Origin of the sequence: Pseudomonas asgharzadehiana (assembly GCF_019139815.1) — a bacterium.
In the GTDB taxonomy this organism is placed as follows: Bacteria; Pseudomonadota; Gammaproteobacteria; order Pseudomonadales; family Pseudomonadaceae; genus Aquipseudomonas; species Aquipseudomonas asgharzadehiana.
Genome location: NZ_CP077079.1, coordinates 5,136,923 through 5,151,229, shown reverse-complemented (window position 1 = coordinate 5,151,229; position 14,307 = coordinate 5,136,923). Strand labels below are relative to the sequence as shown.

Here is a 14,307-nt window from a genome sequence, read left to right as displayed (position 1 = left end):
GCATGTTGGATAAATTGAAGCAGGCGTTCTGGAAAGCCCTGACCCCGGATTTGATTGCGGAGACGGTAGCGGCGCCCGCGCCAGGCCTGGTGTCGGCGCAGGTGCTGGCGGCGCTGGGGGGTGTGGATAACCTTAAGTCGCAACAGCGTGTGGCGCTGACGCGGGTGCGCGTGCACCTGCAGGACCCGAACAAGCTTGATGCCGTGGCGTTAAAAGCGGCGGGGGTAGCGGGGGTGATGGTGCTAGCGGGCGGGGTGGTCCATCTGCTGACCGGCCTCCAGGCCGAATAGCGATCAGGACGTGGGAGGGGGGAGGAGCCCTTCCTCCAGTGAGCGTTCTTACAGTTGCGGGTTATCTTCCGGCGGCTTGGTCTTGTCTACGCCCGGAACATGCAAGTTGCCTTCGACCACCTGGTTGCCTTCGAGCTGCGGCTGGGTTACCCAGGTGAGGATGTCGTAGTAGCGCCGGATGTTCGCCACGAAGTGCACCGGCTCGCCGCCCCGGGCGTAGCCATAGCGGGTTTTGCTGTACCACTGCTTCTGCGACAGGCGCGGCAGCATCTTCTTTACGTCCAGCCACTTGTTCGGGTTCAGGCCTTCTTTTTTCGCCAGCAGACGCGCGTCGTCCAAGTGGCCGGTGCCTACGTTGTAGGCGGCGAGGGCAAACCAGGTACGGTCCGGCTCGGCGATGCTGTCGTCCAACTCATCCTTGATCTTGGCCAGGTACTTGGCGCCGCCCATGATGCTCTGCCTGGCGTCCAGGCGGTTGGATACGCCCATCGCCTGGGCGGTGTTCTGGGTCAGCATCATCAGGCCGCGCACGCCGGTCTTGGAGGTGACCGCCGGTTGCCACAGCGATTCCTGATAACCGATGGCGGCCAGTAAGCGCCAATCGACCTTTTCTTCCTTGGCGTAGGCGCGAAAGTGTTTCTCGTACTTGGGCAGGCGTTGCTGCAGATGCTGGGCGAAGGTGTAGGCGCCGACATAACCGAGTACATCGACATGTCCGTAGTAGCGATCCTTGAGACGCTGCAGGGTGCCGTTTTTTTCAACCTTGTCCAGGTAGCTGTTGATCTCGTTGAGCAGGCTGTTGTCTTCGCCGGGGGCTACGGCCCAGCTCTGGTTGCTGGCGTTGCCGAGGTCGAACGCCACGCGCACGTTGGGGAAGTACACCTGGTTCATCGCCACTTCGTTGGAGTCCACCAGGGTCAGGTCGATTTGCCCCTCGTCCACCATGCGCAGCAAGTCGACGACTTCAACGGCGTCGGACTCTTCGTATTCGATTGCAGGATTCTGCTTTTTAAGCTCAGCCAATTGTTCGGCGTGGGTGCTGCCCTTGAGCACCATGATCTTCTTGCCCGCCAGGTCCGCCGCGTTGGTCGGGCGCGACTGGCCGTTGCGGTAGATAATCTGCGGGGTGACTTCAAGGTAAGGGTGGGAGAACCGCACCTGCTGCTGGCGCTGCTCGCTGCTCACCAGGCCGGCGGCGGCGAGCACCGGGCCGTTGGGTTTGCTCAACTGGCCGAACAGGTCGTCGAGGTTGTCGGCGGTCTCTATCTCCAGTTTCACGCCCAGGTCGTCGGCAAAGCGTTTGACCAGTTCGTATTCGAAGCCGGTTTCGCCGTTACGGTCCTGGAAATACGTGGCCGGGCTGTTTCGGGTTATCACCCGCAATACGCCATCCTCCTTGATTCGCTCGAGCGTGCTGGGTTTATCAACACAGGCGCTGAGCAGCAAAAAGAGTCCGGTGGCGAAGAGCCATTTGGCGCATCGCGGGCGCAAAGCAGTTGGTGAGAACATCTGCGCAGTATACGCAAACGGCCCACGGCGCCATATCTCGACAGCGAGGGTCTTGTCTGCTAGCACGGGGAAAACTGTGCTGCAGCCCGCAGAAACGTGGCTTGGCGCCCAATTGTGACGGTTAAAATAACTGCTCGGAATGCCTGGTATCGCGCCCCGATACGGGGCAATCCGTGCCAACTGACGTTCGGCAGCGGCCAGCCATGCCGTTTCGAGTGCCGTTGGCGCAGGTTTACGCTAGAATGCACGGCCTCAAAGCACACCCCTTCCCGAGGCTGTCCCGAAGATGTTGATCCTGCGCGGCGCTCCTGCCCTTTCTGCCTTTCGCCACAGCAAACTCCTTGAACAACTGAGCCAGAAGGTTCCAGCGGTTACAGGCCTGTATGCTGAATTTGCTCACTTCGCCGACGTTACCGGCGTATTGACCGCCGACGAACAGCAAGTGCTGGCACGCCTTCTGAAGTACGGCCCAAGCGTTCCCGTTCAAGAGCCGACCGGCCGCTTGTTCCTGGTTCTGCCACGGTTCGGCACCATCTCGCCCTGGTCGAGCAAGGCCAGCGACATCGCCCGCAACTGCGGCCTGGACAAGATCCAGCGCCTGGAACGTGGGATCGCCTTCTACGTGGCTGGCCAGTTCAGCGATGCCGAGGCCGAGCTGATCGCCAGCAGCCTGCACGACCGCATGACCCAGATCATCGTCAGCCAGCTGGAACAGGCCGCCGGCCTGTTCAGCCACGCCGAACCCAAGCCGCTCACCGCGATTGACGTACTCGGCGGCGGCCGCGCCGCTCTCGAAAAGGCCAACACCGAACTGGGCCTGGCCCTGGCCGAAGACGAGATCGACTACCTGGTCAACGCCTTCAACGGCTTGAAGCGCAACCCGCACGACATCGAACTGATGATGTTCGCCCAGGCCAACTCCGAGCACTGCCGGCACAAGATCTTCAACGCCAGTTGGGATATCGACGGCCAAAGCCAGGAAAAAAGCCTGTTCGGCATGATCAAGAACACCTACGTGATGCACAGCGAAGGCGTTCTGTCGGCTTATAAGGACAACGCCTCGGTCATCGTCGGCAGCGTCGCCGGCCGTTTCTTCCCGGACCCGCAAACCCGCCAGTACGGCGCGGTGCAGGAGCCGGTGCACATTCTGATGAAGGTTGAAACCCACAACCACCCGACCGCGATTGCCCCGTTCCCGGGCGCAGCCACCGGTTCCGGCGGCGAGATTCGCGACGAAGGCGCTACCGGGCGTGGCGCCAAGCCAAAGGCGGGCCTCACCGGTTTCACCGTGTCCAACTTGCAAATCCCAGGCTTCGAACAGCCATGGGAAGTGCCGTACGGCAAGCCTGAGCGCATCGTCACCGCGCTGGACATCATGATCGAAGGCCCGCTCGGCGGCGCCGCGTTCAACAACGAGTTCGGGCGCCCGGCACTTACCGGTTACTTCCGTACGTTCGAGCAGTCCATCACCACCCCGCGTGGCGATGAAGTGCGCGGTTACCACAAGCCGATCATGTTGGCCGGCGGCATGGGCAACATCCGTGAAGAGCACGTCAAGAAAGGCGAGATCCTGGTCGGCTCCAAGCTGATCGTGCTCGGCGGCCCGGCCATGCTCATCGGCCTGGGCGGCGGCGCGGCTTCCTCCATGGCCACCGGCACCAGCTCGGCCGACCTGGACTTCGCCTCCGTACAGCGCGAAAACCCTGAGATGGAACGTCGCTGCCAGGAAGTCATCGACCGTTGCTGGCAGTTGGGTGACAAGAACCCGATCAGCTTCATCCATGACGTCGGCGCCGGTGGTTTGTCCAACGCCTTCCCGGAACTGGTCAACGATGGCGAGCGGGGTGGCCGTTTCGAACTGCGCAATATTCCAAACGACGAGCCGGGCATGGCCCCGCACGAAATCTGGAGCAACGAATCCCAGGAACGCTACGTACTGGCCGTCGGCCCTGACGATTTCGCGCGCTTCCAGGCCATCTGCGAACGCGAGCGTTGCCCGTTCGCCGTGGTCGGCGAAGCCACTGCCGAACCGCAGCTTACTGTTACCGACAGCCACTTCGGCAACAGCCCGGTGGACATGCCACTCGAAGTGCTGCTGGGCAAAGCCCCGCGCATGCACCGTTCGGCCGTACGCGAAACCGAGCTGGGCGATGATTTCGACCCAAGCCACCTCGACCTGGCCAACAGTATCGAGCGCGTGCTGCACCACCCGGCCGTGGCCAGCAAAAGCTTCCTGATCACCATCGGCGACCGCACCATCACCGGCCTCGTTGCCCGTGACCAAATGGTCGGCCCATGGCAAGTGCCGGTGGCTGACGTTGCCGTCACGGCCACCAGCTTCGACGTGTACACCGGTGAAGCCATGGCCATGGGCGAGCGCACGCCGCTGGCCCTGCTGGACGCTCCGGCGTCGGGCCGCATGGCCATCGGTGAAACCCTCACCAACATCGCCGCTTCCCGCATCGGCAAGCTGTCCGACATCAAATTGTCGGCCAACTGGATGTCCGCTGCCGGCCACCCCGGCGAAGATGCGCGCCTGTACGACACCGTCAAGGCTGTCGGCATGGAGCTGTGCCCGGAACTGGGCATCACCATTCCGGTGGGCAAGGACTCCATGTCCATGGCCACCCGCTGGAACGATGAAGGCACCGACAAGAGCGTGACCTCGCCGCTGTCGCTGATCGTTACCGGTTTTGCGCCGGTTACCGATATCCGCCAGACCCTCACCCCGCAACTGCGCATGGACAAGGGCACCACCGACCTGATCCTGATCGACCTGGGCCGTGGCCAGAACCGCATGGGCGCTTCGATCCTGGCGCAGACCCACGGCAAGCTCGGCAAGCAGGCCCCGGACGTCGACGACGCCGAAGACCTCAAGGCCTTCTTCGCCGTGATCCAGGGCCTCAACGCCGACGGTCACCTGCTGGCCTACCACGACCGTTCCGACGGTGGTTTGCTGACAAGCGTGGTCGAGATGGCCTTCGCCGGTCACTGCGGCTTGAACATCGTGCTCGACAGCGTTGCCGAGGATGCTGCCGAAATCAACGGCATCCTGTTCAACGAAGAGTTGGGTGCGGTGATCCAGGTGCGCCAGGACGCTACCCCGGACGTGCTCGCCCAATTCAGTGCCGCTGGCCTGGACGACTGCGTGGCCGTGATCGGCCAGCCGATCAACAACGGCGAAATCAATATCTCGTTCAACGGCGACACGGTCTTTACCGGTCAGCGCCGCTTGCTGCAACGCCAGTGGGCCGAGACCAGCTACCAGATCCAGCGCCTGCGTGATAACGCCGACTGCGCCGAGCAGGAATTCGACGTGATCCTGGAAGAAGACAACCCGGGCTTGAGCACCATGCTCAGCTTCGACGTCAACCAGGACATCGCCGCGCCTTACATCAAGAAAGGCATCCGCCCACAAGTTGCCGTACTGCGTGAGCAGGGCGTCAACGGCCAGGTGGAAATGGCGGCTGCGTTCGACCGTGCCGGCTTCAACGCAATCGACGTGCACATGAGCGACATCCTCGCCGGTCGCGTTGACCTCAATGAGTTCAAAGGCCTGGTGGCCTGCGGTGGTTTCTCCTACGGCGACGTGCTGGGTGCCGGTGAAGGCTGGGCCAAGTCGGCGCTGTTCAACAGCCGTGCCCGCGATGCGTTCCAGGGTTTCTTCGAACGTAACGACAGCTTCACCCTGGGTGTGTGCAACGGTTGCCAGATGATGTCCAACCTCAGCGAACTGATCCCGGGCAGCGAGTTCTGGCCGCACTTTGTGCGTAACCGTTCCGAGCAGTTTGAAGCGCGCGTGGCCATGGTGCAGGTGCAGGAGTCCAACTCGATCTTCCTGCAAGGCATGGCCGGTTCGCGCATGCCCATCGCCATCGCCCACGGCGAAGGCCATGCCGAATTCAGCAGCGAAGAAGCGTTGCTCGAAGCCGACCTGTCCGGCACCGTGGCCCTGCGCTTTGTGGATAACCACGGCAAGGTCACCGAGACCTACCCGGCCAACCCGAACGGCTCGCCGCGCGGAATCACCGGCCTCACCAGCCGCGACGGCCGTGTGACCATCATGATGCCGCACCCGGAGCGCGTATTCCGCGCGGTGCAGAACTCGTGGCGCCCCGAAGAGTGGAACGAAGACGGCGCCTGGATGCGCATGTTCCGCAACGCGCGCGTGTGGGTGAACTAAGACGGTGTACAAGCTCGCCTTCTTCGTGCCCGACAGCCATGTGGAGACGGTGAAAACCGCCATCTTCGCAGCCGGCGGCGGGCGCATCGGCGACTACGACAGCTGCGCCTGGCAAGTGCTGGGCCAGGGCCAGTTTCGCGCGTTGGACGGCAGTCAGCCGTTTATCGGGCAGGTGGGCCAGGTTGAAGTGGTTGATGAGTGGAAGGTTGAGTTGGTGGTGGCGGATGAGTTAATCGTGGCTGTCGTGGCTGCGTTGAAGCTCAGCCATCCGTATGAGACACCGGCGTATGAGGTGTGGCAGTTGGCGGATTTTTGATTCGTTAATTGCATAAAAAAGAAACCCGCTGGACCAGTTTGGTCAGCGGGTTTTTTGTTGGCAGCAGGGCCTCAGGCCTTAGAGCGGATCAGGCATTGATCGGGCGAGTAACCAACCGCTCCAACGCTTCACCCAACCCCGAAGCGTCATCGCCCACCAACAGGTGCCAGACCCCACTATCCAGTCGGCTCACACCTTGGCATCCGAGCGCCGTCAGCTCGGCTTCGGACACCCTCGAATCATCCCCCAACTCCACTCGCAGCCGGGTCATCGCCACCGCCTCCAACTGGCGCACATTGGCCCGGCCACCCAGGGCGCTCAGCCATTTCTCGGCTTCCTGCACATTCACCGCAGCCGGGTTATCCACAGGGGCCGCCGCGACCGCAGGCGTGGCAACAAAACCCGGCATCGCCAGGCGAATTTCGTCGGCGATGCTATCGGCCATCGGGCCGACCACCACCTGCAAACTGCCGCCGTTACCCGGCCGCACCACGGCCATCGCACCCAGTGCTTTCAACTCGGCATCCACCGCCTTGTTGCGATCGACCATGTCCAAGCGCAGGCGCGTGGTGCAAGCACCGACGCTGAGCAAGTTATCGGCACCGCCCAGGGCTCGGATATACGCCGTTGCGCGCTGGTTATCATTCATTACATGCGCCTGCGTCACCTGGACATCTTCCCGCCCCGGTGTCTTGAGGTTGAAGCGGCGAATGCAGTATCTGAACACCGTGTAGTAGATGACCGAGTAGGCCAGGCCTACCGGTATCACCCGCCAGCCATTGGTCGATTTGCCCCAGCCCAGCACCATGTCGATAAACCCACCGGAGAAGGTAAAACCGAGGTGGATATTCAGCATATTCGTCACGGCCATCGACAGGCCGGTGAGCAGCGCATGCAACAAATAGAGGAACGGCGCGAGGAACATGAAGGCGAACTCAATCGGCTCGGTCACCCCGGTGAGGAACGAGGTCAGCGCCATTGACAGGAAGATCCCGCCCATGACTTTGCGGCGCTCCGGCAGTGCATTGCGGTACATCGCCAGGCACGCCGCCGGTAGCCCGAACAGCATCACCGGGAACATGCCGGTCATGAATTGGCCGCCTTTGGGGTCGCCGGCAAAGTAGCGGGTCAGGTCGCCTGTCACGACTGCGCCGGTCGCCGGATCGGTAAACGTGCCGAACACAAACCACGCCATATTGTTGAGGATATGGTGCAGCCCGGTGACGATCAGCAGGCGGTTGAACACGCCAAACACGAACGCGCCGAGGCTGCCGCTTTCCATCAGCAGTACACCGAAGCTGTTGATGCCGTGCTGGATCGGCGGCCAGATAAGACCAAAGATCACGCCCAAGCCTACCGCCGAGAACCCGGTGACAATCGGCACAAACCGCCGCCCACCAAAGAATGCGAGGTACTCCGGCAGCTTAATGTCCTTGAAGCGGTTATACAGCGCGCCGGCCATCAGGCCGCTGGCGATCCCGGCGAGCATGCCCATGTTGATGGTCGAGTCCATGACCTTGAGCGTGGAGATCATCACCAGATAACCAATCGCACCGGCCAGGCCCGCCGTGCCGTTGTTGTCGCGGGCAAAGCCCACGGCGATGCCGATGGCGAAGATCAAGGCGAGGTTGGCGAAAATCGCCTGCCCCGCATCGTGCATCACCGCGATGCTAAGCAAGTCGGTGTCGCCCAGGCGCAGCAGGAGGCCGGCGATCGGTAAAATCGCGATCGGCAGCATCAGCGCACGGCCCAGGCGTTGCAGCCCTTCAATAAAGTGTTGATACATGGCGAGTCTCCTTTTTCTTGTTGTTGTCAGCTCAGCGGCCAGTGCAGTTCACAGGCTTGGCGAACGGCCTTGGCGCTGTTCAGGTCGAGCAGGTCTTGGCTCAGTCGGCGGCATTGCGCCGCGTCCAGGTGGCGAACGCGGTCCTTGATTTCACCGATCTGCGGCGCGCTGACCGACAGCTCGCGCACGCCCAGGCCCACCAGCACGGGGGCTGCCAGCGGGTCGGACGCCAACGCACCGCACACGCCGACCCAACGCCCATGTTTGGCGGCGCCGGTGCAGGTCTGGGCGATCAGCCGCAATAGCGCCGGGTGCAAGGCGTCGACGCGCGCGGCCAGGCCCGCGTGGTCACGGTCCATGGCCAGGGTGTACTGGGACAGGTCATTGGTGCCGATGGACAGAAAGTCCGCATGTTCGGCCAGTTGCTCGGCCATCAACGCGGCGGCGGGCACTTCGATCATCACGCCGAGTTCGGGGCGCTGGGTCAGGCCCAGCTCGACGCACAACTCATCCAGACGCCGGCGTATCTGCAGCAGTTCGTCGACCTCGCTCACCATCGGCAACAGGATGCGGCAGCGCCCCAACGGGCTCACTTGCAGCAGTGCGCGCAATTGCTGGTCGAGCAATTCCGGGCGCACCTGGGCCAGACGAATACCGCGCAGGCCCAGCACCGGGTTCGCCTCGACGGGTAGCGGCAGGTAGTCGAGTTGCTTGTCACCGCCCACGTCAATGGTGCGGATGATCACCGACTTGTCGCCCATGGCATCCAGCACGGCTTGATAGGCTTGGCGCTGCTCCTGTTCATCCGGCGCCGTGTGGCGGTCGACGAACAGGAATTCGGTGCGCAGCAGGCCAACGCCATCGGCGCCGTTTTCAAAGGCCACTTGGGCCTCGCTGCTGGAGGCTACATTGGCGGCCACTTCAATGCTGACCCCGTCAGTGGTGCGCGCGGGCAGTTGGGCCTGGGCCTGCTGCTGTTGGCGGCGCAGTTTTTGCGCGTCGCGAATCTGGTGCACCTCGGCGTGACGGGCTTCGCTGGGCGCCAGCTCCAGGCGGCCGTTGGCGGCGTCGAGTACCACGCGCTGGCCCTGGGGCACGTCGAGCACTTCAGCGCCCAACGCGACCACACAGGGCAGGCCTTTGCCGCGCGCCAGGATCGCCACATGTGAAGTGGCGCCGCCTTCGGCCATGCAGATGCCCGCCGCACGCTGCGCGCTCAGTTGCAAAAGGTCCGACGGGGTCAACTCGTGAGCGCTGACGATCGAGCCCGTCGGCACCTCGAAGTGCCAGGCCTCGCCCAGCAATGCGCGCAGTACGCGTTGTTGCAGGTCACGCAGGTCATTGGCCCGTTCGGCAAACAGGGGCTTCCCCAGGGCGAGCAGCACCGTGCATTGAGCCTGGATCGCATCGCGCCAGGCGTGGGTGGCGGCGCTGCCGTGTTGGATGGCGGCGGTGGCGGTTTCGAGCAGGGCCGGGTCTTCCAGCAGGGCCAGATGGGCGGCGAAGATCTCTTGCTCTTCGACATGTTTGCGTTGGCGGGCGTGGCCCAGGGTGGTGCGGATGTCGCTGCGCACTTGCTCCAGGGCGGTGTCCAGGCGTTGCTGTTGGTCATCGGCCGAATGGGTGCCGGTATCGGCCGGCAATTCAATCCCGGCGAGGCGGAACAACGGCCCGCACGCCAGGCCCGGCGCCGCGCACACGCCTTGCAATACGTTGGCTTCGGTACTCGCCCGGCGGGGTGTCGCCGCGACAGGCTCGGAATGTTCGCCCTTGGCCGGCACTGACAGGGCGGCAATCAACGCCTGCAACGCCGCTTCGCCATCCTCGCCACGGCAGGTGACCCGTACTTCATCGCCTTCGCCAATCCCCAGCCCCATCAAGCCAACCAGGCTGTCGCACGGCGCCGATTTCGCGCCGTAATGCACGCGTGCCTGGCTGCTGAACGCCAGCGCTGTCTTGCGGATCAGCGCCGCAGGCCGCGCATGCAAGCCGCCCCGATGGGTCACGCGTACGCTGGCGCCGGCTTCAGCGCTCGAGTTATCCACAGCGGTGTCATCAAGGGCTGTCGAGCGAGCGAGTACACGCATCAGCGGCTCGCCGACCTTGACCGTTTGGCGCGCCAGAGGCTGCAACTCGAAGCCCTCGCCATTGGTCAGGATGATCAGGCTGACCAGGCTTTTGCACTGGCGCGCAATGCGGTCCAGATCAAAGCGCAGCAGCGCCTGGCCCTCTGTCACTCGCGCGCCCTCCTTGACCAGCAACGCAAAGCCTTCGCCGTTCAATTGCACAGTGTCGATCCCCACGTGCATGAGTAGTTCGGCACCGTTGTCGGCGCGGATCGTCAGGGCATGGCCGGTGCGCGCGACATGAAGGATCACCCCGTTACACGGCGCATGCAGGCTGTCATTGAGGGGGTCGATGGCAATGCCGTCGCCCATGGCGTGGCTTGCGAACACTTCGTCGGGAACGTGGCCCAGGGTCAGCACGGGGCCGCTCAACGGGGCGCTGAGTGTGAGTTCTTTATTGTTGTTGGACATGGGCACGGTACTCATCAGGAAAAACGCAGCGATCGACTCAGTGGGTGCGGGTGACTTTGCTCAGATGACGCGGCTGGTCCGGGTCCATGCCACGTGCGACCGCCAGCCCTGCTGCCATCACATAAAAACTCTGGATGGCCAGGATCGGATCCAGGCTCGGGTGCTCGGCGCGGCTCAGGGTCAGGTCGCGTTCGGCAATATCGTCCGGCGCGGCCAGCAATACACGTGCGCCGCGTTGGCGCATGTCGGCGGCCAGGCTCAGCAAACCGGCTTGCTCGGCGCCGCGCGGGGCGAACACCAGCAGCGGGTAGTTCTCATTGATCAAGGCCATCGGCCCGTGGCGCACTTCGGCGCTGCTGAAGGCTTCGGCCTGGATCGCCGAGGTTTCCTTGAGCTTGAGCGCGGCTTCCTGGGCGATGGCAAAACCGGCGCCACGGCCGATCACCATCAAGCGCTGGCTGTCACGCAGGGCGTCGACGGCATGGCGCCAATCCTGTTTGGCGGCGTCGCGCAAGCCCTCGGGCAGCGCCTGGCATGCTTGCAACAAGTCCGCTTGCTGATTCCAGTGCCCGACCAACAGGGCGCTGGCGCTGAGGGTGGCGATAAAACTCTTGGTGGCGGCCACACTGAGTTCGGGCCCGGCGCACAGCGGCACGTGGAACTCGCACGCAGCTTCCAGCGGTGAGTCTTCAGCGTTGACCAGCGAGATGCTCAAGGCACCGCGCTTGCGCAGCAGGCGCAGGCTGTTGACCAGGTCCGGGCTTTGCCCCGACTGCGAAAACCCGAAGGCCACTTGGCCGCTAACCTTCAACGGCGCTTGCAACAAGGTCACCACCGACATCGGCAACGACGCGACCGCAACCCCCAGATGCTGCATGGTCAGGTAGGCGAAGTAGCTGGCGGCGTGGTCCGAACTGCCACGGGCAATGGTCATCGCCACTTGCGGCGGCTGGCGGCGCAGGCGGCCGGCGATCTCTTCCAGTATCGGGGTCAGGCGCTGTAATTGGGCGACGACCGCTTCACAGGAGGCCAAGGCCTCTTCAAGCATTTTTGAAGTCAAGGGTGTCTCCTTCGACCATTACGTCGGTCAGATACAGGGAGCGGTCCAGGCGCACACAATCGGCAAAGCTGCCGGGTTGCAGGCGACCGCGTTCTTCCAGGCCCAGGTAGTCCGCAGGAAATTGCGACAGGCGTTGTGAGGCTTCGCTGATGGGCAGGCCGATCTTCACCAGGTTGCGCAGTGCCTGGTCCATGGTCAGCGTGCTGCCGGCCAGGGTGCCGTCGGCCAGGCGCACGCCGCCCAGGCACTTGGTCACGGTGTGGCTGCCCAACTTGTACTCGCCGTCGGGCATACCGGCGGCAGCGGTGGAGTCGGTCACGCAGTACAGGCACGGGATCGCACGCAGGGCCACGCGCATGGCGCCGGGGTGGACGTGGAGCAAGTCCGGGATCAATTCGGCGTATTGGGCGTGGGCCAGCGCGGCGCCGACGATGCCCGGCTCGCGGTGATGCAGCGGGCTCATGGCGTTATACAAGTGAGTGAAACTGGTGGCGCCGGCGGCGAGGGCGGCGACGCCTTCTTCATAGCTACCCAGGGTATGGCCGATCTGCATGCGTACCCCGCGCTCGCTGAGGGTGCGGATCAGCAGGTCGTGGCCGGCGATTTCGGGGGCGATGGTGATCACGCGGATCGGCGCCAGGCGCAGGTAGGCTTCGACTTCTTCCATCAAGGCGGTGTGGGCGAAATTGGGCTGGGCGCCGAGTTTTCCCGGATTGATGTAGGGACCTTCCAGATGCACGCCAAGTACTCGGGCGCTGCCCGTAGGGCGCTGCTCGCAGAAGGCGCCGAGCTGGCCGAGCACGCGGGAGATCTCTGCCACCGGCGCGGTCATGGTGGTGGCCAGCAGCGAAGTGGTGCCAAAGCGCACGTGGGTGCGGGTGATGGTCTCGAAGGCCTCGATGCCCTCCATGATGTCCTTACCGCCACCGCCGTGCACATGCAGGTCGATAAAGCCCGGCAGCAGGTAGGGCAAGTCGTTTTCAGCCGGGTCGCAAGGCGTGCCTTCAATGGCCACCACCTTGCCGTGTGCGTGTACCAGGCGGCCGCGAATCCAGCCGTGTGGCGTGAGGATATTGTCTTCGGACATGGCAGTTCTCTAAGGCCGCAACTCGGCGGCAAAGTCGTATCTGCGCAGCTCTGCCACGAAGTCGTAGTAGTCGTTGCGGCAGTAGGTGTCGGTGATTTCTATCGGCGTGTTGTCAGCGGTGTAGCCCACGCGGGTCATCAGCAACATGGCGGTGCCCGGGGCGATGCCTACCAGGGCGGCGAACTCGTCCGAGGCGTTGATCGCCTGGATGTGCTGCAGGGCACGCACGATGGGTTTGCCGATGCTTTCCAGGTACTCGTAGAGCGAGTTGCCGATGGCTTGCGGTTGCGGCAGCACGGTGGCGGGCAGGGTGGTCATTTCAATCGCCATGACCGTGTCATCGGCTTTGCGCAACCGCTTCAGGCGCGCCACTTTGTCGGTAGGCGACAAGGCCAGGCGGATCAGCTCTTCGTGGGTGGGCTGGGTGATATCGCGCTCCAGCCATTGGGAGGTAGGCACAAAACCCTTGAGGCGCAACATCTCGCTGAACCCCGAGAGGCGCGACAGCGGCTGTTCCAGGCGTGGCGTGATAAAGGTGCCGGAGCCCTGGCTGCGGCGGATCAGGCCTTGGTCAAACAGCACTTGCAGCGCCTTGCGAGCGGTGACTCGCGAGATGCTCAATTGCTCGCTGAGTACGCGCTCGGAGGGCAACGCCTGTTCGGATTTCCACTCGCCGGCGTGAATGGCGGCTTCGAGCTTGCGCGCCAATTGCAGGTACAGCGGCGTGGACTGTTTACCGTCGGGGCGCAGGGCCAGGATGGGATTCATCTGTCAGGTTTCCGATGCGTTATTGGAGTGTTGTCGCCCGGTATTGGCCGGAAATTAATACCACTTAAATACCATGTCAATGCCGCCAAAACGGTGCAAATCGCCATTCCAAGGCCCTGAAACGGAGCTTGGCGGCAAGTGGTATTACAGAGGTCTTTATCGCGCGCAGAACGACGCAGCCCGTGCCGTGCACTGGTATTCACCGGCGGGGGCTGTGGGGGAAGGGGATTTTTTTGAATTATTTTACGAACGGTCGACGATTACGGGCGAATCTCGATCAGCGTGCCGTCTTTGACCAGGCTCCAGACTTCACGCATGTCGACGTTGCGCATGCCGATGCAGCCGTCGGTCCAGTCCAGGGTGTGGAACCACTGCTCGGGGTAGTCCTCGGTGTCGGGAGTGCCGTGGATCATGATCATGCTGCCGGGCTTCACCCCTTCGCGGCGCGCGCGGGCGGCGTCGCTGATGTTGGGGTAGGAAATATGCATGGCCAGGTTGAAGCGGTCGCTGGTCTTGCGCCAGTCGATCCAATAGAAACCCTCGGGGGTGCGGCGGTCGCCTTCGATCAGCTTGTGGCCCTTGGGGTTTTTGCCCAGGGAAATACGGTAGGTCTTGAACGGCTTGCCGTCGTTGATCAGTTGCAACTGATGGGCGGATTTAAGCACCAGGACTTTTTCGACAGGTTTGCCGCCCAGGGTTTGCAGGGTGGAGGCCGACGACAGCGTAGCGAACGACAGGCAGAGCAGAGCAAGCAACCAACGCATTGAAACG

The 14,307-nt window shown here is 63.2% G+C and carries 10 protein-coding genes; 3 read left to right on the top strand and 7 right to left on the bottom strand.

The features are described from left to right. The first annotated feature begins 2 nt into the window (after positions 1–2). Positions 3–290: a PTS sugar transporter subunit IIB gene (locus KSS96_RS23395; RefSeq protein WP_065876676.1), complete on the top strand. Its 288-nt coding sequence runs from the start codon at positions 3–5 to the stop codon at positions 288–290. 48 nt (positions 291–338) lie between these two features. Here the strand turns inward: KSS96_RS23395 and mltF are convergent, their stop codons facing one another. Continuing rightward, positions 339–1,799, bottom strand: a complete 1,461-nt coding sequence (gene mltF / locus KSS96_RS23390; protein ID WP_017529993.1) for a membrane-bound lytic murein transglycosylase MltF — start codon at positions 1,797–1,799, stop codon at positions 339–341. A 286-nt stretch (positions 1,800–2,085) separates the two neighbouring features. Between mltF and purL the strand changes: the two genes are divergently transcribed. Both purL and KSS96_RS23380 read left to right on the top strand, forming a co-directional pair. After that, complete coding sequence (purL, locus tag KSS96_RS23385) at positions 2,086–5,982, top strand: phosphoribosylformylglycinamidine synthase (RefSeq protein ID WP_017529992.1); 3,897 nt, start codon at positions 2,086–2,088, stop codon at positions 5,980–5,982. Positions 5,983–5,986: 4 nt separating this feature from the next. After that, positions 5,987–6,298, top strand: coding sequence for a YqfO family protein (locus KSS96_RS23380; RefSeq protein WP_017529991.1), 312 nt, complete (start codon positions 5,987–5,989; stop codon positions 6,296–6,298). Positions 6,299–6,386: 88 nt separating this feature from the next. Here the strand turns inward: KSS96_RS23380 and nagE are convergent, their stop codons facing one another. From nagE to KSS96_RS23350, 6 genes are all read right to left on the bottom strand, one after another. Then, entirely contained in the window at positions 6,387–8,084 is a 1,698-nt protein-coding gene (gene nagE / locus KSS96_RS23375; protein WP_217855349.1) for an N-acetylglucosamine-specific PTS transporter subunit IIBC, read from the bottom strand. 26 nt (positions 8,085–8,110) lie between these two features. Continuing rightward, a complete protein-coding gene (ptsP, locus tag KSS96_RS23370) occupies positions 8,111–10,621 on the bottom strand; it encodes a phosphoenolpyruvate--protein phosphotransferase (RefSeq protein ID WP_217855348.1) in 2,511 nt (836 codons plus the stop codon). Positions 10,622–10,658: 37 nt separating this feature from the next. Beyond that, complete coding sequence (locus tag KSS96_RS23365) at positions 10,659–11,669, bottom strand: SIS domain-containing protein (protein ID WP_065876674.1); 1,011 nt, start codon at positions 11,667–11,669, stop codon at positions 10,659–10,661. Continuing rightward, positions 11,662–12,768 (bottom strand): N-acetylglucosamine-6-phosphate deacetylase, encoded by a 1,107-nt coding sequence (gene nagA / locus KSS96_RS23360; protein WP_065876673.1) that lies wholly within the window; start codon positions 12,766–12,768, stop codon positions 11,662–11,664. Before nagA ends, KSS96_RS23365 begins: the two co-directional genes overlap by 8 nt. A gap of 9 nt (positions 12,769–12,777) precedes the next feature. Next, positions 12,778–13,536 (bottom strand): GntR family transcriptional regulator, encoded by a 759-nt coding sequence (locus KSS96_RS23355; protein ID WP_065876672.1) that lies wholly within the window; start codon positions 13,534–13,536, stop codon positions 12,778–12,780. 260 nt (positions 13,537–13,796) lie between these two features. Beyond that, positions 13,797–14,300, bottom strand: a complete 504-nt coding sequence (locus tag KSS96_RS23350; protein WP_017529986.1) for a L,D-transpeptidase family protein — start codon at positions 14,298–14,300, stop codon at positions 13,797–13,799. Between the last annotated feature and the right edge of the window lie 7 nt (positions 14,301–14,307).